Source organism: Spirosoma sp. 48-14, assembly GCF_001898575.1.
Classification (GTDB): domain Bacteria; phylum Bacteroidota; class Bacteroidia; order Cytophagales; family Spirosomataceae; genus Spirosoma.
Genome location: NZ_MKUD01000009.1, coordinates 40562 through 64938 on the forward strand (window position 1 = coordinate 40562; position 24377 = coordinate 64938).

The window sequence follows — 24377 nt, forward strand, 5'->3', positions numbered from 1 at the left end:
AATATTGGAGAAACAATTGAGCTTATTTACAGATGTTTTCTACCTTTAAATCATCCAAAAAGTGGCTGTTGGCCTTTGGAGGACTGCTGAGTCTGTTTGGACTCATTGCATTCACCGAAATTCAGCATGGGCAGAAACATGTTCGGAACGTTATCGTTCAAATTGATCCGATCGACGACCACCGTTTTCTGACCCGACGTGATGTGATGGGCTACCTGACAAACGGGGGTGCTGATCCAATTACGGGCAAGAATTATGCCGATGTAGATTTGCAGCAATTGGAAAAGCGGCTAAAACAACATGGATTGGTGAAGAACTGTCAGATTTCACGTGATTTGGACGGCGATTTACTGGTCGTAATCGAACAACCCAGGCCTTTAGCTCGATTAGTAGTAAATGGCGATGGTGTCCGACCTGTTTCTGGGCAGTACATTAGTGAGGAAGGGTATTTTTTCCCAATCTCTATGAACTACTCAGCCCGAGTTCCGGTTCTTACCGGCAATTACTTTGCCCAGAACCGTTCGTTGGCGAGTGAACGAAATAGACCATTACTGGAGCTGTTAAAGCGAATCCACGATGATCCATTTTGGCAGGCACAGATAGCAGAACTATCCGTTGATACCCAAGGCAACATCACGATGTGGCCCCAAATGGGTAACCACAAAATAGAATTTGGGCCGCCTACCGAATTAGATGCTAAATTTAGAAAATTAAAAATAGTATATACCGACGTTTTACCCGCTAAAGGTTGGGATCGCTACAGCCGGATAAACGTTGAGTACCGAAATCAAATTGTTTGCGAATGACTAAGACGGGCATGGACGAGAAAATTGTAGTGGGTCTGGACATCGGCAGCACCAAAGTATGCGCCGTGGCTGGGCGGTTGATACGGAATAATAAAGAACAGGAAACGCTCGAAGTGCTGGGCGTAGGCGAAACAAATCTGACTGATGGTGTAGCCAAGGGGTCGGTTGTTAATGTCAATAATACGGTCAATGCTATTCGGAGAGCCATTCATGAGGCTTCTAATCAATCGAATCTCGACATTCATTTAGTCAACGTTAGCTTTAGTGGGTCCCATGTTACTTCGGTAAAATCAAGCGGAAGTATTACCCGATCGTCTTCAGGCGATGAAGTACAGGTTGAAGACATCGATCACTTGCTGAACGACATGTACCGCACGTCCATTCCGGCCGACAAGGAAATTATCCATGTGCTGCCGATGGATTTTGTGGTCGATACCGAAACGAATATCAACCAGCCTGTTGGTCGGAATGGTGTAAAACTTGGCGCTGATTTTCAACTTATTACTGCTCAGGCCAATGCAGCCCGCAACATTCGCAAATGCATTACCCGCAATAACCTGGCGCAGGATACCATGATGCTTTCGGCACTGGCATCGGGCTTGGCTGTACTTACCGACGAAGAGAAATATGCCGGTGTAGCCCTGGTGGATATTGGCGGTGGAACCACCGAAATGGCAATCTACTACCGGAACGTGCTACGTCATGTGGCCGTCTTCCCGTGGGCTGGCAACAGTCTGACATCGGATATTCAGGCAGGTTGCAAAATTTTGCCTAATCAGGCCGAATTATTGAAAAAGAAATTTGGGAATGCAAATCCAGGCGAGTACAATCTGAATGAGGTTGTAGCCGTACCTGGCTTAAGTAATCGCAAACCGAAGGATGTACTACTGAAAAATGTTGCCGTTATCATTGAAGATCGGCTACGCGAAATAGCCGCCCTGGTACAGGCCGAAATTATTCGTTCAGGCTATGAAGGCAAACTCCTGGGAGGTATCGTATTAACTGGTGGGTCTGCATTGATTCCGGGAGTAGAGCAAATTTTTGGGCGGGTAACGGGCATTGAAGAAGTACGCGTAGGGTATCCCGAACATCTTGAACCAAACGGAAGGGCCGATCTGGTAGGCGATCCGGCACATGCCACTGCTGTAGGGCTGGTGTGGGCTGGTTATAAAACCATCGATAACCGCATCTCCTTCATTACTGACCCCAATCGGGCTATCAAAGAAGAAGAGAATCAACCGATCCACGCCCATAACGGAACGACTGGTGGACATGGAAGCAGTAATGGCCACACAACCACAGGCGGCTACGGCACATCGCATGGTGGGCGAGTAAGCCAGAAAGTACCTGAAAAAACACCTGACCCTGAACCATCTAAAGAAGAAGGGGGCCTGATTGGCTGGATACGAAAACTAACCAGGCCAATCAGAGGCAACGAAACCGATCCCTATTAAATCGGCATCCATTGGTTGCTAGTAACGGAATCGGCGATATGAAGTGTAAAAGTAATGAATAGATACTCCAACCCACACGATGAATACTCAAGGCTATAGATTCGAAATGCCAGACGACAACCCGGTTATTATCAAGGTTGTCGGGGTGGGCGGCATGGGCGGAAATGCCGTCAAGCACATGGATAAAATGAAAATGCAGGATGTCAGTTTTGCTGTTTGCAATACAGACCGTCAGGCACTCATGAGTAATCCAGTGAAAACGAAGCTGCAATTGGGCGATGGACTGGGTGCGGGTACGGAATCGAAAGCGGGTGAAGATGCCGCCCGCGCCAGTATCGAAGAAATTGAGAATTTGCTGGCACCACCGACCAAAATGGTATTCATTACCGCTGGTATGGGTGGTGGTACAGGTACAGGTGCAGCGCCAGTTGTTGCGGAAGTAGCCCGAAAAATGGGCTTGCTAACCGTAGCTGTCGTAACAGCTCCTTACTGGTATGAAGGTACCGACAAAAAAGAGCAGGCTCGCGTTGGTATTGAACGACTGAAAGATAGTTGTGATACTGTGCTTGTTGTTCTGAACGATAAACTGGCAGAACTGTATAGCGAACTTACCTGGACCGAAGCCTATGCACATGCCGACGATGTACTCGCGAATGCCGTAAAAAGCATCGCCGAAATTATCACGACTCAGGGCGATATTAATGCTGACTTTGCCGACGTAAAGAAAGTATTAGAGGGAGCCGGTCAGTCGGTAATGGGTTCAGCCGAAGCTGCTGGCGAAGACCGGGCTATCCGTGCTATTGAAGCAGCCTTGAACTCTCCGCTCCTGAATGACCACGATATTCGTGGGGCCAAACGGATTCTGTTGACCATTTCGTCGAGTAAAGACCATGCCATGAAGCTGAAAGAGCAAATGGCTATTTCCGAACACGTTGCCCGGAAAATCCAGAGCGAGGCCAAGATGTTTAAGTTTGGGGCTATTACCGACGAAAATCTTGGAGAAAAGCTGCGGGTAACGATCATTGCTGCTGGCTTCGACGGAACGGGTGACTTACTGGACAAGCTTGGCAATCCGGCAGGTGTAGTCTCCGCCGATGCCGCTGAACAGAATAAAAAACTCGATACGGATGTCTCCAGCAATAGCATCAATCCTCCTGAAGACATTGCTGGCGACCAACCAGAAGGTGTAAATCAAGAAGCTGCCGAAAAAGAGGAGTTGGTATTGGCAGACAACGATGACGACGATATTGACCCTACCCCAACCGGAAATTCGAAGTCTGACGATATACATACCCCAACGGTCGGTTATAACGGAGGCTCAACCATTGTTCGTCCAGACCCGCCTGTGTTTGTCGATCCCTTCAAAGACGATTCTGACGTTGACATTCTGGAACTGGATGAAGAACGGCCCGACGATACCGATTTGATCAAACGAATGGTAGAAGCTTTTGTAAAAGGGCAATACTTAGCCTCCGACCTGGATCGACCTGCGTTCGAGCGGAATAAAACGGTTCTCTATTCGATCCCTTTACTGGCTGAGCAGGATTTCGTTCGCTCAAAACTAAACGACTAACCAGAACAAACACGTTCTTTTTGCAGCAGAGGCTCACATGGGCCTCTGCTTTTTTTATCGTCTATGGAAATTACCTACACCACCGTGAAAAATGAAATACTGGCACTGGCCCAGCCCGAACGGGCTCTTCTGGTAGCCCGATTCTTTAAAACGGCTCCAGGCCAATACGGCGAAGGCGATCAGTTCCTGGGTTTATCAATGCCTCAACAGCATGAAATCGCGAAACAATTTAAAGGGCTTACCCTACCAGAAACGGAACGCTTAATCCACGACCCGTACCACGAATGTCGCATGGTGGGCTTATTGATCTGGGTAGAACAAGTCAAAAAAGTGGGGCCTGTTCAACGGACGGAGATTATGGAACGCTACCTGGCCAATCGGAAATACATCAACAACTGGGATCTGGTCGACGTTACTTGCCCGCATATTGTTGGCCAGCCACTTTTACACAATGATCGGTCAATTCTGTATGATCTGGCTCATGAAGATCATCTCTGGAGCCAGCGTATCGCTATCGTATCGACCCTGGCTCTGATTCGAAAATGGCAGTTCAGTGATACCTTCGCCATTGCCGAAATCCTATTAACGCACAAACACGATCTGATTCACAAAGCCGTTGGCTGGATGCTGCGGGAAGTAGGCAAGCGAAATACCGACGCGCTGGAAGAGTTTTTACATGATCATGTGCGCGAAATGCCGCGTACTGCCCTCCGCTATGCCATAGAACGCTTCGACCCCGCCCGGCGCAAGTATTATCTGGCTTTATAAAACAGAAGTCGGTGGTCAATAACTCCTGCCGAATTATTAACCACCGACTTTATCTCACCAATGCGGTTATCGCATCATCTTATTCAGTTTACCCGATGCCTGCATGGTATTCATTTTCTTCATCATCTTCCGCATCTCGTCAAACTGCTTCAGCAGATTATTCACTTGCTGAATACTGGTTCCACTACCAGCCGCGATGCGTTTTTTCCGGCTACCGTCGATCATATCAGGACGCTGCCGCTCAATAGGCGTCATGGAGCTGATGATAGCCTCAATCGGTTTGAATGAATCGTTATCAATATCGAGGTCTTTAATCATCTTGCCCATACCCGGAATCATACCAAGCAGGTCTTTCACGTTACCCATCTTTTTGATCTGCTGCAACTGCGACAGGAAATCGTCGAAGTCGAACTGATTCTTCCGCATCTTGGCATTGATACGGCGGGCCTCTTCTTCATCAAACGCTTGCTGGGCACGTTCTACCAGCGAAATAACGTCGCCCATACCCAGAATCCGGCTGGCCATCCGATCGGGGTAGAATACATCGAGGGCTTCCATTTTTTCGCCCGTACTGATAAACTTGATCGGCTTGTTAACAACCGTTTTGATCGAAAGAGCCGCTCCCCCACGGGCATCGCCATCAAGCTTAGTCAACACAACGCCATCAAAATCGAGCCGCTCATTGAAGGTCTTGGCCGTATTAACGGCATCCTGCCCCGTCATGGAGTCGACGACAAACAACGTTTCGGTTGGCGAAATGGCTTTCTTTACGGCTTCGATCTCCTGCATCATAGCCTCGTCAACGGCCAGACGACCCGCCGTATCGACAATTACAATGCGCTTACCCGATTTACGAGCCAGATCGATGGCATTTTTAGCAATTGCCACTGCATTCTTGTTCTCCGGCTCCGCGTATACATCTACGCCAACCTGTTCGCCCAGTACTTTTAACTGGTCGATAGCCGCCGGGCGGTAAATATCAGCCGCCACTAGCAGTACATTACGGCCCTGTTTTTTCAGGTATGAAGCCAACTTACCCGAAAAAGTTGTCTTACCTGAACCTTGTAAACCAGCTATCAGGATCACTGCCGGATCACCCTTGATGTTGATGCCCTGTGCTTCGCCCCCCATCAACTCGGTCAGTTCTTCCTGAACAATTTTGACGAAGAGTTGGCCTGGCTCAACCGAAATCAACACTTTCCGATCAAGTGCCTTGTCGCGAATCCGATCGGTAATGTCTTTAGCCACTTTGTAGTTTACATCGGCATCCGTAAGTGCCCGACGAACTTCTTTTATGGTAGCCGCAACATTGATTTCGGTAATGCGGCCCTGGCCCTTAAGGGTCTTAATCGCTTTATTAAGCTTATCCTGAAGATTCTCAAACATGCTCCTAAATCTCACTCCGGTCTGTACCGGCTTGTTTTAAAATGGTGTAAAATATGCCTTTCGCCATATTTCGATTCCCATGCAAGACTTGTTTGATGGGAATACTGATTATCTACTACAAAGATAACAGTTTCCGACAGGCAATGATTACCAAACCGTTATTGGTGATGCGTATCTTGGATTTCAATGCCTGTCAAGTCCGTTTTCAGCTTGCTTTATAGCACAATATTTTTTTGGCATTATAGTTGATAAGGGAGTAACAGACCCTTTTCCCAACCCATGTCATTCGATTCTATGAGGTAACTCTACTCGTTTTAACCCCTTTAACCAGTACCTCATGAAATCTTCGATGCATTACGCAGCCCGCTGCCTGGCGGTTGCCTGCCTGCTAGCCAGCCCATTTGTATCATCAGTTGTCGTGGCGATGCCGCAACGCATGACATCAGTGCTGTTGGATAAACCAGCCGACAATACCTCTTCATCAACCCGCACATCCGCTTCAAAACCCGAATCGTCTGCGCCAGTAGCTATGGCTAAAGAACAAAAAGGGCACGATAAACAAACGATTAGCCGATGCTGGAAACGGATTATGGGTATGGCACGCGAAGTAAGCCACGCACATCGAAATAAAAACTAACTAAGCCGATACCATTTCCGATGGCTCAGTCGACAATCCGGCTTCCTGAATAAAGGTTTTCAAAAGCTGTTGGTAAGCCTGAATTTGTTCGGTACAATACGATGTACTCCATCCTAATTCGTCGGCCATTATATGCGCCACGATTGGGGCGAGTTGGATGGTTAACTGCCAGTCAGAAAGCTCAACACGCCATCGGCGGGCCAGTACATCGCGAAGAGTCATAGCCATTTCTTCGCGTACCTGATAAACGACTTCGGCTTGAAGATAGGGCTGGTTTTCCACTAATTTTTGCCCCAGCGCAGGTTGATGCTTGATGAGTGCACTAAGTTGACTTATCCGGCTTCCGTACGTTCGCATCAGATGCTGACATACATCAGCCGGAAGGTTAAACGTAGCCTGTAACTGCTGCCAGTCGTCGAAACGATAGGACTCGCCACCAACCAGATAAGCCGTTTCGGTACGACTCGGTGTAGACTTGTTCAACAAGGCTCCCACCCGGTCAATAGCATCCTGCGCCATCAGGCGGTAGGTAGTCCATTTACCGCCCAGCAGGCTAAGCAAACCCGATGTAGCATCATATTCCACTTCATGGTCGCGCAGCAAGGTTTTGGTATCGGCCCGACTACTAACGATCAGTGGACGAATGCCGCCAAAGCCAGCCTGTATCTGTGAGCGCTCGGGCATTTTGGCCAGATAAGGTCGAACCGTTTCCAGCAGGTAATCCACTTCATCAGGTTCCAGAAGTGGTTCCCGTGATAAGCTATCGTAATCGTTGTCGGTTGTCCCGACAAACACTTTATTGCCAAACGGAATCGCAAAAATCACTCGCCCATCGGCCGTTTTAGGAATTAATACGGCAAAATCGCTGTCCAGCGTTTCACGCGGAAGTACGATGTGAACACCTTTACTGGGCCGGATACGTTGTTCAAGTTCTGGATTGGCCAATAACCGAATCGCATCTGAATATGGCCCCGTACAATTCAGGAACACCGACGCGTTTACTTCGACGGTTTCGCCAGTAATCTGATCTTTTACCAAGGCCGTTGTGATACGTCCATCCTGCCGACCGAAATCCGTGACAGTGGCATAGTTCACAACCACAGCGCCTGCTTCGTCGGCCGAGTGAGCCAACGCCAGCGCATAACGGGAATCGTTGAACTGGCCGTCATAATAAAGCACGGCACTATGCATCTTCTGGGTAAGCTTTGGGCTTTTTTCCAGCGCCTGTACCCGACTCAGCCACTTGCCTTTCGGAAATGCATCGTGGCCCGAAATAAGGTCATAAAGCGTTAATCCAATGGTCATGTACATCCCTTCAAACCAACTAAAAACAGGGGTAAGAATAGCCAGCGGATGAGCCAGATGGGGCGCATTACGAATCACTGTCCGACGCTCGGCCAACCCATGACGTACCTGCTTCAACTGAGCCAAATCAAGTTTTTTGATGGCTTGCTCCAGATAACGGACACCTCCGTGAATCAGTTTAGTGGATCGCGAGGAGGTTTCACTGGCAAAATCCCCCCGGTCGACCAGCGCAACGCGGTACCCTCTTAAGGCAGCGTCGAAGGCAGCACCTGCCCCACTAGCGCCCGCCCCGATAATACAAACGTCGAATGTTTCCTGCCTCAGCCGCTCCCAGTTTTTTGTCCGCTTCATGTTGTAAAGATAAGGTAATTAGCGGAGTAGTATAGTGAAAGTGGGATTCTGGACTGTAGTAATTACAGTAAGTTAATGTAGAATATACTTACTCTACGATTCAGCGCGGGCACACCGCACTCACTTATCCTGAGAAACCACGCCCCATTCGGCTGAAAAAACCACTACGACCGCCGGAAGGCCGGGTGGTGCGTGTAACCCGCGAACTGCGAACACTTTCGCCCACATACCTTGAGCGATTATACAGACTCGAATTTGCATATACGCCCGAACTGTACCGACGTTCGTATTCGTCGTATCGTGGCGCAGTTGAGCGACCCAGCATGTAGCCCAGGCTTCCCCACAGTAAAGCGTTCGCTAAACCATTATGGTGGCGCGTATGATAGGCACTTGGATTGTTCAGATAGGTACGGGTTGACTCGTCATTCTCAACAAGTCGTTTGGCAGCATCAACACTTAACGTATCCCGATGACCGTCGAAATAACTCACAATGGCCCCAGCCTGACCAGGATTGGCCTGCACTTCGTCGGTAATTTTGAAATTTCCGGGAGAGGTTTCGGTAATGTATGTCCGTACACCTTGCTGAAAACGAGTTTCCGTTTGCTCTTCAGAACGACTATTTCCGCAGCTTTGGAGCACAGCAGCCCCGTTAAGAAGTGCCAGCGAGAGTGTCGTACTAAGCGTAATATCTTTGACGCGCCGGAGAACGGCATGTCGGCGAAGGGGTGTCATAGCCTGATTTAGTGATAATTGACCGCTAAGCTATACCACCTATGCGAGGGTTACAACTGAATAAGGATGAACTGTTGGTAGGGGTTACTTAACGGTTGCTAGAACGGACGGTACTTCGTTCCAAACAAAATAGCGATACCTGCCGAAGCACTGACTACATTCACCGTCCGATCACTGCTAAACGTAGCACTTTCGGGACGGCTCGTACCACTGGTAGTAGTTGATGTCACGTTATCGAAGGTGAACGCAGACTGGCTATAATCGGCGTTAAGCAACACAGCCGTATTTAACCCCAGTCGATACCGTAACGACACTCCTCCTCCATAAGCCATCGCTGTACTTTGCGAACCCGTGGTCTTTACCGACATTTCCGAACGCCCAACCAGCCCAGCAACCGATGTATTGGGTAATACCGCCAGCGCCCGACCTGCCAACAAACGGGCATCGATCGAAAAACGTCCGCCCATTGGTAATGATACATAAGGGCCAGCCATAACCGTCATGACTGACCAGTTATCGGCTTTTGCTGTCCAATTGCTTGAATTGCTCTGCGAAATTGCGCCGAGCATAGCGCCTGTATTGACCGAATTACGATGCTGCTCTCCCCGAACCATTAGTCCAACTGGGCCAGCAATCCGATACCCGGCCGACACGTTAAAGGCAAAACCTTCACCGGCCATGCAAGCCTGACCATCGGTTGGCGAGCAACTGGCAAACCGCCCAACCGGTACACTAGCACCCGCAGATGCAGCAAAAAAACCTTTTTTATCCTGATGCGATAAAATAAACGTCTTCTGGCAAAAGGAAGCGGTAGTCATTCCAGCCGCTATTACGGTTAAGAAGAGCTTTTTCATAGCCAATTTGTTACTGATAAATGCTAGTTAGTATCTTGTCAGACCACCAAACAAATACAGTGCCAAATTGGTGAAGGAGCTTATGATTGAGTGATTGGCGAAAGAGTGAAAGAGTGAAAAAAGCTGACGCGTCCTCTTCACTCTTTCACTCTTTCACTCTTTCGCTCTTTATCCATCGCCAGATACACCCCATTCGTCCAACCAAAGCCATCCTGATTGGGGTATTCACCGCCCCCTGTGGTTAAAGCGGCATCGACCACGTTATATTTTTCCATCATTTTACCGGTAGCCCGGAATACTTTGTCGTTCAAGGCCAACCACCGATCGCGGCCTTCATTAGCGGTTTCGGTAAACCCATAGTTAATTAGTCCCTGATAAACAATCCATTGCAATGGTGCCCAGCCATTTGGCCAATCCCACTGCTGCCCCGTCTGACTTAGTGTAGTAACCCAACCACCAGCCTGTAGGAAATCGGCTTTAAGGCGATCATGGACCCGGCTAGCCTGCTCTGGGGTGGCCAGTTTGAAAAATAATGGGAAGGCGCCAGCCAGTGTCAGCGCTTCAGTTTGGCAGCCTTTTACGAAGTCGAAATCGTGAAAAAAGCCGGTTTCTTCATTCCAGAATGTTTGCTGAATGGCTTTCTCGCGCGCTTTGATCAACGGGTCATAGTCATCATAGGCCATTTTCCAATCGCCCGTCCGAAGAGCGGCATTATGCAGGGTTACTTCAAGTTGCCAAAGCAGGCAATTCAGATCGACAGAAATAATACTGGCGGTATCGATCAGCGCCATCGTTCGCTCGTCCGTAAACCAGCGACTGCTAAAATCCCAGCCCGATTCACAGGCCGCCCGGATGTGATTGTATAGTGCTTCAGGCTGAACGCCCAAAGGAGTCGCTTCGTCCGTTAGCTCGATTTCCTGCCGATAGGCTTCTGGCCGTGGTGTTGGGGTATCATCCCAGTACCGATTCAGTAGTCGATTGTTGGCTAAGCGCACAACCCGCTTACAAACAGGCTGGGCGTCGGTCAAGTCCCGCTGGCCATCCATCCAGAATTCGTATTCACGACGAAGCTGTTTTGAATACGTCTTCAGCGTGTCGTCGCCATCAATTTTCGCCAACAGATTAATCATCAAAGCAAAATAAGGTGGCTGTGATCGACTCAAAAAATAAGTCCGGTTTCCATTCGGGATGAATCCGAATGTATCGATCAGGTACGCAAAATTGTCGAGCATAGCCCGAATCAACTTAATCTGTGCTTCGCCCGACTCTTTCAGACCCAGCATAGTAAAGTAGCTATCCCAATAGAAAATTTCCCGAAAACGGCCACCCGGCACTACATAAGGATGTGGCAGCGGCACCCGCGAACTCCCTTCAACGTGGGTGTCTTCGGGGCGGGTCAGTCGATCCCACAGGCGATTAATGTGCTCAGTTGTGGTAACGGTCGTATCGCTGACGTAATCATCGGCTAATTTCTGAGGAACAATAAAATAAGTATGAACAAATGCACTCAGGTCGAAGCCTGGCTTACCTTTTTCAGCTTCGTATAAAGCCACCAAATCCGTTGGCGACAACTTCGGCACGCAGTCTACAAACGTTTTAGAATCGGCAAAAACGTGGCCTAACTGGACATCGCGAAACAAATTACCAAATAGTACATCGGGAGATTGGGGAAACAACGCTGGTGCCAAGGCAAATAGAAGAAAGGTTCAGAAAACGTAACCACAAGGTGGCTGCTTTGTCAGGATCGCAAGCCAGTTATGGAAACAAAAATGCAAAAATCGCAACTTATACGGGTAAAAATAATACAAATAAACTTGTATGTTTATGATTTAGAACTCGTTAACCACCGTAATTCGATGAGCCACTGGCGTATTAAACTCTCGCTGCTTCTCAACTACTTCGTTTTTGCTATTCTTCTCAACAGTGTTGGTACAGTCATTTTGCAGGTACAGAACAACTATGGGGTGTCGGAATCGGCCGCCAGTGTGCTCGAAGCTTTTAAGGATTTAACCATTGCTTTCGTCTCGTTTCTGGTTGCCTCCTACATCACACGGATCGGCTATAAACGAGCGATGCTGGTTGCGCTGGGTATGGTTACGCTGGCTTGCCTGCTAATGCCACAGGTTCCGGCTTTCTGGACAACAAAACTCCTTTTTGCGGCAACCGGAGCGGGTTTTGCACTTATCAAAGTATCGATTTTTGCTACCATTGGTCTAGTTACCAACGACTCAAACGAGCACGCTAGTTTCATGAATTTTCTGGAATCCTTTTTCATGATTGGTGTATTATCAGGCTATTTTCTGTTCACCCTTTTTGTAGACGACACGAACCTAAAGTCAACTGCCTGGCTGAATACCTATTACGTGCTGGCGGGAATTGCCTTACTAGCCTTTTTACTACTTCTGAGTACCCCTATTGATGAATCCAGGGTTCGCCAGGAAGCAGCCCGGACGCTGGCCGAAGATTTGGGCGATATGCTTCGTCTGGCGCTCAAACCCGTCGTACTGGTTTTTATCATTACCGCCTTTACCTACGTACTGATGGAGCAGGGTATTATGAGCTGGTTACCAACTTTCAACAGTAAGATTCTGAATCTGCCTACCTCACTCAGTATCCAAATGGCGAGTATTCTGGCCGCTTCAACGGCAGCCGGGCGCTTTCTGGCCGGAGTGATGCTAAGTCGGGTTTCTTGGTACTGGCTTCTGATCAGTTGCCTGGTCGGCGCTGCGGGGCTTGTCCTGCTTGCTTTACCGCTGGCCGCCGATGTTGACGGGCGGACCATCACGGGTTGGGGCGATGCACCAGTAGCTGCTTTTATTTTCCCACTAATTGGTCTGCTTATAGCCCCCATCTACCCGGCCATTAACTCCGCTATTCTGAGTAGCTTACCGCTCCGTCAACATGGGCCAATGGCAGGCTTGATTGTTATTTTCTCGGCCCTCGGTGGAACCACAGGCTCTATCATTACTGGTCACGTGTTTGAAGCCTATGGTGGGCAAACAGCCTTCTATTTTTCGCTGGTTCCAATCGGTCTGTTGCTAGTATTCATTACGGTATTCAGCCGCATGCAAAGGAAAACGGGGTACGAGGTAAAACAAACGGCAAGTATGGCAGGGCATTAGTGTCTCAGAACTCCTAAAGAATTTTAGTCTATACAATCTTATTCAGGGCTGATAAAATGAAACAGGCCTTGTTCTAAGCTGGGATTACATATTCCAGTACCTTTCTCAAAATAAGCCCTCGGTTGTGTTGTCAGATGCTTACATCTGACACAGCGAGGTTTCTCAAAACCGAGTGCACAAGTAACCTCGCCCTGTCGGTTATTAGTAACCGACATCACATCCTACCCTGTTGTCAGTATAGGCAAAACTCGTTTCGGTATCATCAACCTAATGTCAATTGCCTATCGGCTGGGGCATATTGCAGACCAAAACCCTACCCGAAGCCAGAATTAACTGGTTATTTGGCTAAACAAAAACTTCTGAGCCAAGCAACCGTACCAATTCTCTCTCCTAATTTCCGCTCTGTACATCATCGTTCCGAATACCTCGTTTGTTCTTTTTAATCGACTCTCTGAGCTTCCCGAATTTGTAGTTCAGACTCATGGTAAATGACCGGAAGTAGTCCCAGCGAAAACTGGTTTGCTGAAAATCGGGGCCGGAGGTAGTGCTCAGATTTTCACGGTATTTTCGAAACGGATTGTGTATGGAACCGCTAACAGAAAGTTTGTCTTTGACCAGGTCTTTATTAATACTAAACGACGAACTTATTATTCGATTAGTAGCTCCTTGCAGATTAATGCCTGGTCCATTTGGCTGTAAATTAGCCGTCAGCCGCCAGTCTTTGGGTAGCTTATAACTGGTCGACAGCGAGGCTTGATACATGAACCCTTCATTTTTAATCAATACGCCATTTACTACGCCCTGTACTATGCCATAGGCAACCCGACTGTTTATACTCATGTTCCACCGCTTGGTAATGGGTAGGTTGACGTTCACGAATAGGCTTGGAAGCTTTGCTGTACCCGTGTTACCGTACGATGTACGCGTAATATTGGTTGTAGAATCATACACGGAAACCGGAAAGATCAAATCCCGAAAAAACGTAAATCCTAGTCCTGTATTCAGTTGAATTTTGCCTGACCCACTAAACGTCAACTGAATATCATTGACAAGGGCAGGTCGGAGATCAGGATTACCCGTTCGTTCGAAATTCGGGTTGGAGCGATCCACAAAGGGATTTAATTGATAAATGCCCGGCCGCTGAATCCGCTGTGTATAACTCAGAATCAGCCCGCTATTGTTCCTGAATTTTCGGTTTATCGATACAGAAGGAATCAGATTTATGTAGGTTCGTTTCACTCTGGAATCGACCGACATAAAATCGGCATCAATAACGGTTTGCTCTATACGCATACCTGCTTTTATGCCCCAGTTTTTTAGTGCATACTGATAGGTGGTGTAGGCTCCAAACACATTTTGGGTGTTCCTGAAGCGGTTACTGATGCCGGGTAGAATGCTATACTGGCCTGTGATGGAATCAACGACTGCATATTGAAAATCACTTTTATTAGCCCGTAAGATACCCTTCAACCCTGCCTCGATCTGGTGTTTTTTAACGGGATGAACATAATCAACCTGAAAGGTTTGCTCGGCAAAACGCTGGTCGTTTACCTGCCGATAATCAGGCATGATATAGTTCAGTCGATCGCTGATGTGTAAATCAGCGTTCTGCTGGCTACCGTACGATAGATAGCGGTACGAAAATGTCAGCAAGCGGTTTTTATCGGCCCGAAAGCCCCGCTGATAATTCACGGATGCATCTACGCCATTGCCGTTCCCAGTGTTGTTATTTTCCAACTTATATCCCTGAAACCGAACGTCTGAGTTCATCAGCGAACTGGTCTGTATCGTGTACCCTTCCGAGCGATTGCCATTCAGGTTAAACTGGGCCGAGATCAGGTCCAGCGAATCCAGCTCATAACTCATCTCATAGCCCAGATAAGCTGTTCGGTTCTTCGATTCGGTAGTGCCTTCCTGCAACAGCGTAGTGGGTTGCAGCCCGGTAGCCAGTCGCTGAATACCACCACGAACAGGAAGATTCGTATACAGATTGGCCCCACCAAACGCCGAAATACCAAATTTACCCAGCTTAGCCGACACCGATCCACCCAGACCAGGCCCTCCATTGGGAAAACGCTCGTTGATATTGACGGAGCCATTGTAGCCATTATCCAGCTTTTTCGCCGTGATAATGTTAATGATTCCCGCCAGCCCTTCTGCATCGTATTTGGCGGGGGGCGATGTAATCACCTCAATTCGCTCAATAGACGAAGCGGGCATAGTCCGAAGAATATCCTTGTAGCTTCGTTCCATCATACTCGACGGCTTGCCATTGATCAGGATTTTGAAATCGCTGTTGCCTTTCAGCAGGATGTTATTATCCGCATCCAGCGAAAGCAGTGGCACTTTTCGCATCATTTCCAGCACATTAACCACTTTACTTTCGGGATCAGCCTGAAGGTCGTAGGTAATACGGTCGATCTCCTGCTTTACAATCTGTTTTGTACCCGTAACAACCACTTCCTGTAAGCCAACCATGGCTGAGCCCAGCGGCACCATACCCAGGTCTATTGTCTTGTGAAGCGAATCGGTCAGGTTAATGGCCATTCGTTTCGTCGTATACCCTACGCCTACCATAGCCAGGGAATAATGTCCAGCTTCCAGACCGACAAACGAAAATGAGCCGTCCTCTTTAGAGTAATCGACTTTCAGAACGGTATTTGGCGCTTTTAGTAAGTTGACGGTTATGAATGTCATCACCTTATGAGTTACCGAATCCGCAATGATTCCACGAACCGAATAGGCTTCGGATTGTTTCTGGGCAATACCTATGTGGTAGCACAATAGGAGTATCAATAGCACTAGTGCGTTGAGAATTTTCATAGATGTACTGGCTAATCGATTTGGACAGGCAAAGCGATTCCGATAAGAGATTCAGGCTCTTTTAGCGAAATCACAGGAATGGAACCGGAGTAGTTGTGCTAATAGCAATCAGGCGCTGTCGGCAGAGAGCAGGGCTACTAGCAATGAAAAACCAAGAGAGGGAAAGCGAGAGGAGTTACTTATTCTTCGACAGCCGTTGCTCAATCACGAAGTTGAGAATCAGGCTAAGGCCACCGAATAAAAATACCATCGACAGAAAGGATGTGACGCTGCCAACTCCATAATACTCGTGAAGTACATTGCCCACGATCATGCCTATGGCAATTCCGACGAATAGCATCCCAAATTTCAGCGTAGGTGAAATTGAGTTGTTGCCCGAAAATATGGATGCATCGACGCCCCGCTCAATCATCGCCATTCGTTCGCGGGAGCGCGTCATCAGGAATACGTATACGATTCCGAAAATACCCGCAAATGCGCCAAGAGATATAAGAATATGTTTAATGTCGTCGCCATCCATAAGGTTATTCGTTTATTGTTTCTTACTAATTGATTTCGCTGCATATGACCGTCGAAATAGAAATGGGGTTACAGTTATTCGCAAAAAAATTATCCCTAAAAATAAAATAGTCTTTTGCTGTAACCTCCTTTTAAAAACGCAGGTCTAATCGGGCAACGTGTGCGAACAGATTTCCCAACAAACCAAGCGGCTCGTGAAGCAACCGGACGATCAGGTCTATATCGACAAAGTCAAACAGGGCGACTCGGCTTCTTTTGCGTTTCTTGTGGATCGATACAAGCATATGGCCTACACGATTGCGCTACGCATCATGCGAAATGCTGAAGACGCCGAAGACGCAGCCCAGGAAGGTTTCGTAAAAGCGTATCAGCAACTTCACCGATTTGAAGGTAAATCGAAGTTCTCTACCTGGCTTTACACGATTGTATATCGGGTGGCTATTACTAAATTGGAGCAACAGCGGGTCGCCACGGTTCCGATCCAAGAAGAACTAACTGAAACCTATAGCAATTCGTATCAAACCAATCAATTGGAGAGCCTTCAGGTATCGGATCAGCAGAAATACATCAAGGATGCGATTGAACGGCTACCTGCAACAGAAGGGTTATTGATCACGTTGTATTACCTGGATGAAAAGTCCATCCGGGAGATCGAAGAGATTACCGGCCTATCGGAATCCAATATCAAGGTGAAATTATTCCGGGCCAGAAAAGTATTGGAAGAGCAGTTACGTTTTTTATTGTAAAGTACTACAATGCGTTTTACCCATAAAGTGAGCTTTGCCTGGGTTTGTGCCAGGTCCTCTTTAGGGAATTTAGGGATAAAACGAGCTGGGAATGAATCTGAAGAGTCCGTTAAGCTATGGAGAACGAAAACGAAGATAATTTCAGAAAGCTAATTCAAAAAGCACAGCCAGAGAAGCCGGGAGCTGCCTTTACCAATGCTATTATGCAACGGGTACAGGCAGCATCGGAGTTGGACTCGGCCAAAGAAGCAGCCCTGATTCAGCTCCTGCAATCGCATACCCTTGTCGAGACCCCATCAGCCAATTTCAGCCGTCGGGTAATGAATCAGCTTACGGTTCGGCAATCCAAACCGTTAGAGCCGATCATCAGTACACGGGTTTGGTATATGATTGCGGCATCGCTGCTGTGCGTTGTTGTTTCTTGCCTACTCCTACTCTCTTCCGGGTCATCACAACCTACCTCTTCTGGACTGGATCAGCTTCTATCAGGCTTTGATGGGACACTCAACGCCCTTCCAATTCAATACGCTCTAACCATTTTTGCGGTGAGTGTTCTGATGGTAACCGATTATATCTTACGGCAGAACCGACGTGTACGCGTCTGATTATCTGAAAGAGTCAGACACGTACACGTCGGTTCCATACGCAACCGCTTATTTTTCGTAGCCCGGCCCCATCAATAACTGCCCCGGACGCTGGCCATTGTGTTTTCCATTTTCAACAACCGGCAATCCATTGACCAACACATAGGCAATTCCGGTCGTGTATGCATGAGGCTTGTCGTAGGTTGCCAGATCGGATACGGTTTTCTCATCGAAAACCACAATATCAGCAGCATAGCCGGGTCGTAATAATCCACGGTCGGCCAAATGAAAACGTTGGGCAGGGAGTGAGGTCATCCGGCGAATAGCCTCTTCCAGCGGAATAATGTGTCGCTCACGCACGTAACGGCCCAGCACACGGGCGTTGGTTCCATAGGCACGCGGGTGCGGCATACCCGAACCAAATTTGGCAACCCCAGCATCCGATGCGATCATGGTATTGGGATAGCGCAGGATATTCTCCACATCCGTTTCCGACATGGTATGGTAAATCATCTGAATACGCTTCAGGTCGGCTTTTTCCATTAATTCCAGAATCAGATCGGCCTCTGTTTCAGGGTTGTTTTTACGGCCCAGCTTCTGGTTGATGGCACTAATGCTCATACCATTGAAGGTCGTGTCGGGTTTATAGCTGGCCACAACGGCGTATTCGTAATTTTTGCGAAGGTTCTTCGATAGTGTTTCCAGCATTTCGGCCCGGATTCTCGAGCGGGTAGCCGGATCATGAAATCGAACCAGCACCGCCGAATCTCCATCGGCCAACGCCCAGGTTGGTAAAATACTTTCTAACGACGTACTAGATGCGGTATAAGGATACTGATCAACGGTTACGTCGAGTCCTTCGCGACGGGCAGCGGCCACCAGTTCAACGGTTTCGGTGCTTTTTCCCCATAGGGGCTTACTAGCTACTTTGAAGTGCGAAATTTCGACCGGGATACGCGCTTCCCGACTAATCTGAATGGCTTCTTCAACAGCCTGTTTTACGTTCTGTCCCTCGTTGCGAATGTGCGATGCATATACACCGCCATACTTCGAAGCAACTTTGGCCAGGTTAACCACTTCGGGCGTACGGGCATAGGTGCCGGGCGTATAAATCAATCCGGTCGAAATGCCTACGGCCCCGTCTTTCATGGCCTGCTCAACTAGAGCCTCCATAGTGGCCTGTTCTTTGGCAGTTGGTTCACGGAACGCCATTTTCATAACTTTCATCCGAACCGAATTATGACCGATCAACGACCCAACGTTTATTGACATGCCTTGCATCCGAAGCGTATCGAAATAGGTTCGCAGATTGGCGCTTGACCCACCACAATTGCCCGTAATGACCGTTGTTACACCATCGTGGATAAAGTTAGGGGCACCCGGTTGCGCTTCCAGACTGCCTTCTACGTGTGCGTGCACGTCGATAAAGCCTGGAGAAACTATAAGTCCTGTGGCATCGATCGTTCGTTTGGCATCCGAAGATGCGATGGGGCCAATCCGAACGACACGACCATTTTGAACAGCTACATCAGCATATACCCAGGGATTGCCCGTACCATCGACCACCCGGCCATTTTTGATAACAAGATCATACGGCTGGGCATTGACCAAACAGGTTGAAAACAGGAAGAAAATGAGAGAAAGATAACGGTGCTTCATCAGGTTGCAGAGGAGATAAAAAACAGGAAATCAGGTATCAATATGATCGATTTCGCTGTTAAAATCAACTCCTCTGCAACATAAAAATCCGTGTTCTATTTATTGTTCATCGGCACTTGGCCCGTAGCTACCCGGGATAGGAATATCGAGCAGCCGGAGATAAACGCCCAACTGCGCCCTATGATGCACAATCTGGCAGAGTGTCGTTCGTACCACTTCATGCTTCGGTTCTACAAAATAGATTTGTTCTCCATTCCGTAGCGTCCAGGGTTGATTCAAAACGGCTTCATTCTCCGGTACTAATTGCGACTTTCCATCAGCTAAACACGTTTCGGCATAGGTCATCAGCTCAGCGGTATTGGCAATAAAGTCTTCGGCATACGGATTTTTGGTAAAATCCAGTCCGTCGGTTGTTAACGCCATGGTTATCCAGGTGGGCAGATTGGCAATGTGTGTGGCTAATTGCCGGACTGTCATACTCTTCTGGTGAGGTTTCCAATCGTATTTGTCGTCAGGGATTCGCTGGAGCATTTTACGGGTAGTTTGGGTTTCCTGCTCTAGCTCTTTCAAGAAAATGGGAATCAGTTCCATAAGATTTGTCGTTGGTTTATTGACAATACAAAGATCGTCGGCCCCTGTGACAGCCCTATGTCAGTAGTGTTTTGCTCATTTTCACTTACTTTGCAGAAGGTATTTTACTACCTAAACCACTCGCTACTTTACTGGCTGCCCCAATGAAACTAAGTCTGTTTTTGCTGCTTTTGGGCATCACCTCCATCGGTTTTCCTCAATCGACAAAGCCTATTTTCCCAAAGCCGTTAAGCCCGCGCCTGGCGAATTACCAGATCGATGTGCATCTCGATCCAGCCACAAAGAAGTTGACTGGCCGCGAAACGCTCACCTGGCGTAACCCCTCAAACGATGTTATTCGTGACTTGCAATTCCACCTGTACCTCAATGCCTTTCGGAATGAGCAATCGTCGTTTATGCGTGAATCGGGAGGCCAGTTGCGTGGAGACCAGATGGACCGGAATGCCAAAGAAAATCCATACGGCTGGATAGATGTCGTATCGATGAAAGCCCGGAATCCAACAGCCAATACAACCGAAGCGCTGGCCTATGAATTTATTCAGCCCGACGACCGGAACCGCGACGATCATACGGTGATCCGAGTGCCACTGAGCAAACCCGTCGGGCCGGGCGAAACGATCGTTTTAGACATCGCCTTTCAGGCGAAACTGCCAAAAATCTTTGCCCGTACGGGTTTTAGCCGCGACTTCTTTCTGGTAGGCCAGTGGTTTCCGAAAATTGGCGTGTATGAACCGACAGGAACACGCTATGCCAAAGTTGGCCAGTGGAATTGCCATCAGTTTCACGCCCACTCGGAATTCTACGCCGACTATGGCGTTTATGATGTGAACATCACTACCCCTAAAGACTATTGGGTTAGTGCTACAGGCTTGTTTCAGTCTGAGAAAATGCACCAGAATGGGACCAAAACCATCCTCTATCATGCTGAAGACGTAGTTGATTTTGCCTGGACAGCTTCGCCCCATTTTAAGGTGATCAACGATGCCTGGAAACGACCATCGGGCGGGGAGGTCAGTATTGAGTTAATCATGCAGCCCGAACACCTGCATCAGGCTAAACGCCACCTGGACGCAGCCAAAACCGCGCTGGCCTATTTCGATAAACATCTGGGAAAATACCCGTTTCCTAACCTGACCATTGTTGATCCCCCGCTCCATGCCAGTGGTTCGGCTGGGATGGAATACCCCACATTGATTACGGCCGGGACCGCCTGGTTCGTACCCGACGCGGCCCGTATTCCAGAAGGCGTAACCGTTCATGAATTTGGTCACCAGTATTTTATGCAACTTTTGGCGACCAACGAATTTGAAGAAGCCTGGCTCGATGAGGGATTTAATCAATATTACGAGGGTCGAATCATGGACGAAACCTACGGTCCACACTCCTCGCAGTTGGATTTATTTGGTTTTCGAACGGGCGATCTGGAAGAGTCACGTAGTAATTATGTTCATCAGGACAACCCGGCACTAGGTTCTTCGTTTGGCAATACCTGGCAACTACCGCCAGGGCAATATGGTGTGCTGACCTATTCAAAAACAGCTACCTGGATGCGCACCCTGGAAGGGCTGGTTGGTCGGCTGGTGATGGACGAAATCATGCAAACATATTTCAATCGCTGGCAATTTAAACACCCCAACGGCCAGAATTTCATCGACATTGTTAACGAAATCGTTCCAAAACGACTGGGCAGCAAGTACGGCCCTGATATGAACTGGTTTTTCAATGAAGCCCTGTACGGCGATAACGTAGTCGACTACCAGTTGCTTGGCATCAAAAACAAAGGCAATCAGTCCGTTATAACCGTCCAGCGAAACAATGATGGAAAAATACCCGTCGATATTCTGGTGCATTTCGAGAATGGGAAAGAGTTGATGCTCTTCTGGAACGGGCAGGCCAGACAACGGCAGTTTACAGTATCGGAAGGCTCAAACGTTGCCTGGGCCACTGTTGATCCGAAGCAAAAGGTTTACATGGACATTAATCTGAACAACAACAGCTTAACTTTGAACCCATCCAAAACACCTGCTGCTAAATTTGCCACCAAATTTTTATTCTGGCTCGAAAACTGGATGCAGTGGCTGGCCTGGCTGGCATAAGCATTTCCCACTTTTTTGTATCTTTCGATACGCAAATTGAATACGTTTACACGTATTCCGCATTTCGAATCTAAATTAATACATGACTTTCCTCGAAATCACAGACTTACTTAACAACCAGTTTAGTTCTGATTTTCAGACTAATACCCAAAACCCACAACCGTACCTTACAATTCCGGCCAATCAACTGACCAACGTTTGTCAGTTTCTCCGTGACGATGACCGGTTGTTTTTCGACCTGCTGGCTTGTGTAACGGGTATCGACAACGGCGTTGAAGCCAATACGATGGAAGTTATCTACAACCTGACTTCGATCCCGTATGCGCATGATCTGATGCTGAAAGTGATCGTACCCCGCAACACCCATTCATCGAAACTTCCGTCGGTACCGAGTGTATCCCATATCTGGCGAACGGCTGATTGGCACGAACGCGAAACTTTTGACCTTGTCGGTATTCAGTTCGAAAACCACCCTGATCTTCGTCGGATTCTCCTGCCAACCGATTGGGAAGGCCATCCGTTACGCACTGATTATGAGGAGCAGGAGCAGTATCACGGTATCAAAACCAAGTAAATACCAGCGCTTTTTTCGTTCTTTACTGACTGTTTAGCCATTTCACTGGTTATTGCTTTATCTGTTCTTCAAAGCAATGAGAAACCCTTACGTTTATTTTTTGAGCCTTCTACTGACGGCTTACTGTCTATTAACCAATCGATGTGCTGCCCAAACCGATTCAGTTATTGTAACGGGGCGAATCCGGCATCTTTCGGCACAGCTCTACCGCGAATCGCCAACGGTATTTATAAGTCGAAATAATATTCTGCAGGCTAGTCGTGAGCTGGTTCGTCCGGCCCCGCTTAATCTGGACGGCACCTTTCGGGTATCGTTGCCGCTGATTTATCCGCAGGAAGAAATGTATTTTAACTACGGTCGTATTTCGACGGCCTTTCTGGCATCGGCAGGTACACTCAACATTGAACTGGATGCCGATTCCCTCTTTTCTGTAGCCGTTCCGTTTAAATTCGGCGGTGTCAATGCGCAGGTAAACAGTCAGTTTGCCCGCTATAAAGCCTTTGAAGCCACCTATCCACTCAAACCAGATGGTCGAAAGCTATCCACGCAAATAGCCAATCTGGGCGATGAAGCGGCTTATCGGATTGTTTCGAGCGCTTATCAGGCTCCATTTGTGGCTTTTGCAGCCAAAGAAAAGCCATTTCCACTACTCAAACGTTGGGTTGGCTTCGTCAATCGCTACAATGCTGCTGCCTTTGTATATGACAAGGCGACGTACGAAAATGAGAATATCAGTAAAGCACTGAATGATTCGTTACGCCCACCCAATGACCAGTTTTTAACGGCTGCGCGGGCATCGGCTATGAATCGTTTTGCTACCTACACCTCCCAACGGCTGACAGCCGAAACAGGTCGAACAAACGGATTAACGGTACGAGCTTTGGCACTGCTTCTGGAACGATATGGGAAAAATATAACGGCAGGTGAGCGGCTACGTCTTGAGGATTATGCACAATCGAATTCAGCCCGGCAGGCCGATCTGCGTTTTTTTGATGGTCTGGTAAAACGCAACCCTGATACGCTGCAACGCCTGGTGAACTATGAAACGCTGATTCAGCGGGCTATCCGGCAATTCGACAGCACAACGGTTGATTATCTGTCCGCTTACTGGCTGGCGGCAACCTTACCAACGGTAACACTCGATTTTGCCCGGCTCCTGTACGACTATGCCCGTCCGCAGGTGAAAGACCCAGCACTGGAACAATCGCTGGATGAACTCTATCGGCTTGAAGTTAAAGATAGCACCCGCATTCGAACGGCTATGCAGACATTGCGAAACGGCGGAAGAACCAATAACGCCTTAGAAATTTCGCCAGGCATTTTTGTTACCCGCGATGATTTTGGTAATGGCTCCTCACTGTTCGATAAGGTGGTCAATGCCAATCGGGGCAAGGTAATTTATATGCTGGTCGTCTCCCCCACCGATGATGGAGGCCGTCAGGCAGCCCTGGACGCTCAGCGGCTACGCAACACCTACAGTGCCCGCGATTTTGCACTGGTATATGTACCCATGAGTGGTACCGACAAATCGCTATGGCCTGAATTAGCGACCCGTTACAACCTCACTGGCGACCATTTGCTCTTGACCGATTCTCAGCTTTTCGACGCCATCGAACGGCTTCGGCCCGAGAACGACCTGTCGGCAGCGGTTATCAATCGTACAGGCAAAATTGTGAAACGCAATGCGCCCCTACCAGCCGATTTCGACGAGGCCCGGAAAGTGATCGATAAAAACTTATAGGCTTAAAGTAAGGTACTTGTGGAGGCAGATATAAGTATCTGCCTCCACAAGTACT

Annotated in this window: 20 protein-coding genes; 11 read left to right on the forward strand and 9 right to left on the reverse strand. The window is 48.2% G+C overall.

All coding sequences use genetic code 11. The annotated features are described in order from the left end of the window. Positions 1-32: 32 nt before the first annotated feature. The 4 genes from BGO59_RS06850 (at position 33) to BGO59_RS06865 (ending at position 4601) form a co-directional block, all read left to right on the forward strand. Positions 33-806: a cell division protein FtsQ/DivIB gene (locus BGO59_RS06850; protein ID WP_293682545.1), complete on the forward strand. Its 774-nt coding sequence runs from the start codon at positions 33-35 to the stop codon at positions 804-806. Next, positions 803-2260: a cell division protein FtsA gene (ftsA, locus tag BGO59_RS06855; RefSeq protein WP_293682546.1), complete on the forward strand. Its 1458-nt coding sequence runs from the start codon at positions 803-805 to the stop codon at positions 2258-2260. Before BGO59_RS06850 ends, ftsA begins: the two co-directional genes overlap by 4 nt. A 79-nt stretch (positions 2261-2339) precedes the next feature. After that, positions 2340-3833, forward strand: coding sequence for a cell division protein FtsZ (gene ftsZ / locus BGO59_RS06860; RefSeq protein WP_293682547.1), 1494 nt, complete (start codon positions 2340-2342; stop codon positions 3831-3833). Positions 3834-3896: 63 nt separating this feature from the next. Continuing rightward, the gene (locus BGO59_RS06865; RefSeq protein ID WP_293682548.1) at positions 3897-4601 is read left to right on the forward strand and encodes a DNA alkylation repair protein; all 705 of its coding nucleotides are present in this window, start codon (positions 3897-3899) and stop codon (positions 4599-4601) included. A 66-nt stretch (positions 4602-4667) separates the two neighbouring features. On the opposite strand, the gene ffh is transcribed toward BGO59_RS06865, so the two are convergent. Next, positions 4668-5987: a signal recognition particle protein gene (ffh, locus tag BGO59_RS06870; protein ID WP_293682549.1), complete on the reverse strand. Its 1320-nt coding sequence runs from the start codon at positions 5985-5987 to the stop codon at positions 4668-4670. A gap of 337 nt (positions 5988-6324) precedes the next feature. Here ffh and BGO59_RS06875 point away from each other — a divergent pair, with 337 nt between their 5' ends. Continuing rightward, complete coding sequence (locus tag BGO59_RS06875; protein WP_293682551.1) at positions 6325-6624, forward strand: hypothetical protein; 300 nt, start codon at positions 6325-6327, stop codon at positions 6622-6624. On the opposite strand, the gene BGO59_RS06880 is transcribed toward BGO59_RS06875, so the two are convergent. The 4 genes from BGO59_RS06880 to treF all read right to left on the reverse strand — a co-directional run bounded on the left by BGO59_RS06880 (position 6625) and on the right by treF (position 11555). Beyond that, positions 6625-8280, reverse strand: coding sequence for a glycerol-3-phosphate dehydrogenase/oxidase (locus BGO59_RS06880; protein ID WP_293682552.1), 1656 nt, complete (start codon positions 8278-8280; stop codon positions 6625-6627). 124 nt (positions 8281-8404) lie between these two features. Then, positions 8405-9013, reverse strand: a complete 609-nt coding sequence (locus BGO59_RS06885; protein ID WP_293682555.1) for a hypothetical protein — start codon at positions 9011-9013, stop codon at positions 8405-8407. A 98-nt stretch (positions 9014-9111) separates the two neighbouring features. After that, positions 9112-9867, reverse strand: a complete 756-nt coding sequence (locus tag BGO59_RS06890; RefSeq protein WP_293682557.1) for an outer membrane beta-barrel protein — start codon at positions 9865-9867, stop codon at positions 9112-9114. A 137-nt stretch (positions 9868-10004) separates the two neighbouring features. Next, a complete protein-coding gene (gene treF, locus BGO59_RS06895; protein ID WP_293682559.1) occupies positions 10005-11555 on the reverse strand; it encodes an alpha,alpha-trehalase TreF in 1551 nt (516 codons plus the stop codon). A gap of 168 nt (positions 11556-11723) precedes the next feature. On the opposite strand from treF, the gene BGO59_RS06900 reads away from it, so the two are divergent. Beyond that, entirely contained in the window at positions 11724-12989 is a 1266-nt protein-coding gene (locus BGO59_RS06900) for a sugar MFS transporter (RefSeq protein WP_293682561.1), read from the forward strand. Positions 12990-13379: 390 nt separating this feature from the next. Here the strand turns inward: BGO59_RS06900 and BGO59_RS06905 are convergent, their stop codons facing one another. Continuing rightward, positions 13380-15812 (reverse strand): outer membrane beta-barrel protein, encoded by a 2433-nt coding sequence (locus BGO59_RS06905; protein ID WP_293682563.1) that lies wholly within the window; start codon positions 15810-15812, stop codon positions 13380-13382. 175 nt (positions 15813-15987) lie between these two features. Further along, entirely contained in the window at positions 15988-16332 is a 345-nt protein-coding gene (locus BGO59_RS06910) for a DUF6249 domain-containing protein (RefSeq protein WP_293682565.1), read from the reverse strand. 193 nt (positions 16333-16525) lie between these two features. Between BGO59_RS06910 and BGO59_RS06915 the strand changes: the two genes are divergently transcribed. Next, positions 16526-17077, forward strand: a complete 552-nt coding sequence (locus BGO59_RS06915) for a sigma-70 family RNA polymerase sigma factor (protein WP_293682567.1) — start codon at positions 16526-16528, stop codon at positions 17075-17077. Between the two features lie 116 nt (positions 17078-17193). Then, positions 17194-17682, forward strand: coding sequence for a hypothetical protein (locus BGO59_RS06920; RefSeq protein ID WP_293682569.1), 489 nt, complete (start codon positions 17194-17196; stop codon positions 17680-17682). Positions 17683-17730: 48 nt separating this feature from the next. On the opposite strand, the gene BGO59_RS06925 is transcribed toward BGO59_RS06920, so the two are convergent. Next, the gene (locus tag BGO59_RS06925; RefSeq protein ID WP_293682571.1) at positions 17731-19320 is read right to left on the reverse strand and encodes an amidohydrolase family protein; all 1590 of its coding nucleotides are present in this window, start codon (positions 19318-19320) and stop codon (positions 17731-17733) included. A 99-nt stretch (positions 19321-19419) separates the two neighbouring features. Beyond that, positions 19420-19911 carry a DinB family protein gene (locus BGO59_RS06930; RefSeq protein WP_293682573.1) on the reverse strand — a complete coding sequence of 164 codons (492 nt, stop codon included), beginning with the start codon at positions 19909-19911 and terminating at the stop codon, positions 19420-19422. A gap of 143 nt (positions 19912-20054) precedes the next feature. Between BGO59_RS06930 and BGO59_RS06935 the strand changes: the two genes are divergently transcribed. The 3 genes from BGO59_RS06935 to BGO59_RS06945 all read left to right on the forward strand — a co-directional run bounded on the left by BGO59_RS06935 (position 20055) and on the right by BGO59_RS06945 (position 24322). After that, the gene (locus BGO59_RS06935) at positions 20055-22007 is read left to right on the forward strand and encodes a M1 family metallopeptidase (RefSeq protein WP_293683126.1); all 1953 of its coding nucleotides are present in this window, start codon (positions 20055-20057) and stop codon (positions 22005-22007) included. Between the two features lie 82 nt (positions 22008-22089). Continuing rightward, positions 22090-22581: an NADH-quinone oxidoreductase subunit C gene (locus BGO59_RS06940; RefSeq protein WP_293682575.1), complete on the forward strand. Its 492-nt coding sequence runs from the start codon at positions 22090-22092 to the stop codon at positions 22579-22581. Positions 22582-22681: 100 nt separating this feature from the next. After that, positions 22682-24322, forward strand: coding sequence for a hypothetical protein (locus tag BGO59_RS06945; protein ID WP_293682577.1), 1641 nt, complete (start codon positions 22682-22684; stop codon positions 24320-24322). The last annotated feature ends 55 nt before the right edge of the window (positions 24323-24377 follow it).

Excerpts from the sequence above, each read along its gene's own strand:
- BGO59_RS06930 (WP_293682573.1), bottom strand. The coding sequence starts at position 19,911 with ATGGAACTGATTCCCATTTTCTTGAAAGAGCTAGAGCAGGAAACCCAA.
- BGO59_RS06885 (WP_293682555.1), bottom strand. The coding sequence starts at position 9,013 with ATGACACCCCTTCGCCGACATGCCGTTCTCCGGCGCGTCAAAGATATT.
- BGO59_RS06900 (WP_293682561.1), top strand. The coding sequence starts at position 11,724 with ATGAGCCACTGGCGTATTAAACTCTCGCTGCTTCTCAACTACTTCGTT.
- ffh (WP_293682549.1), bottom strand. The coding sequence starts at position 5,987 with ATGTTTGAGAATCTTCAGGATAAGCTTAATAAAGCGATTAAGACCCTT.
- BGO59_RS06910 (WP_293682565.1), bottom strand. The coding sequence starts at position 16,332 with ATGGATGGCGACGACATTAAACATATTCTTATATCTCTTGGCGCATTT.
- BGO59_RS06850 (WP_293682545.1), top strand. The coding sequence starts at position 33 with ATGTTTTCTACCTTTAAATCATCCAAAAAGTGGCTGTTGGCCTTTGGA.
- BGO59_RS06890 (WP_293682557.1), bottom strand. The coding sequence starts at position 9,867 with ATGAAAAAGCTCTTCTTAACCGTAATAGCGGCTGGAATGACTACCGCT.
- BGO59_RS06920 (WP_293682569.1), top strand. The coding sequence starts at position 17,194 with ATGGAGAACGAAAACGAAGATAATTTCAGAAAGCTAATTCAAAAAGCA.
- BGO59_RS06940 (WP_293682575.1), top strand. The coding sequence starts at position 22,090 with ATGACTTTCCTCGAAATCACAGACTTACTTAACAACCAGTTTAGTTCT.
- BGO59_RS06875 (WP_293682551.1), top strand. The coding sequence starts at position 6,325 with ATGAAATCTTCGATGCATTACGCAGCCCGCTGCCTGGCGGTTGCCTGC.
- BGO59_RS06925 (WP_293682571.1), bottom strand. The coding sequence starts at position 19,320 with ATGAAGCACCGTTATCTTTCTCTCATTTTCTTCCTGTTTTCAACCTGT.
- ftsZ (WP_293682547.1), top strand. The coding sequence starts at position 2,340 with ATGAATACTCAAGGCTATAGATTCGAAATGCCAGACGACAACCCGGTT.
- BGO59_RS06935 (WP_293683126.1), top strand. The coding sequence starts at position 20,055 with ATGAAACTAAGTCTGTTTTTGCTGCTTTTGGGCATCACCTCCATCGGT.
- BGO59_RS06865 (WP_293682548.1), top strand. The coding sequence starts at position 3,897 with ATGGAAATTACCTACACCACCGTGAAAAATGAAATACTGGCACTGGCC.
- ftsA (WP_293682546.1), top strand. The coding sequence starts at position 803 with ATGACTAAGACGGGCATGGACGAGAAAATTGTAGTGGGTCTGGACATC.
- BGO59_RS06905 (WP_293682563.1), bottom strand. The coding sequence starts at position 15,812 with ATGAAAATTCTCAACGCACTAGTGCTATTGATACTCCTATTGTGCTAC.
- BGO59_RS06880 (WP_293682552.1), bottom strand. The coding sequence starts at position 8,280 with ATGAAGCGGACAAAAAACTGGGAGCGGCTGAGGCAGGAAACATTCGAC.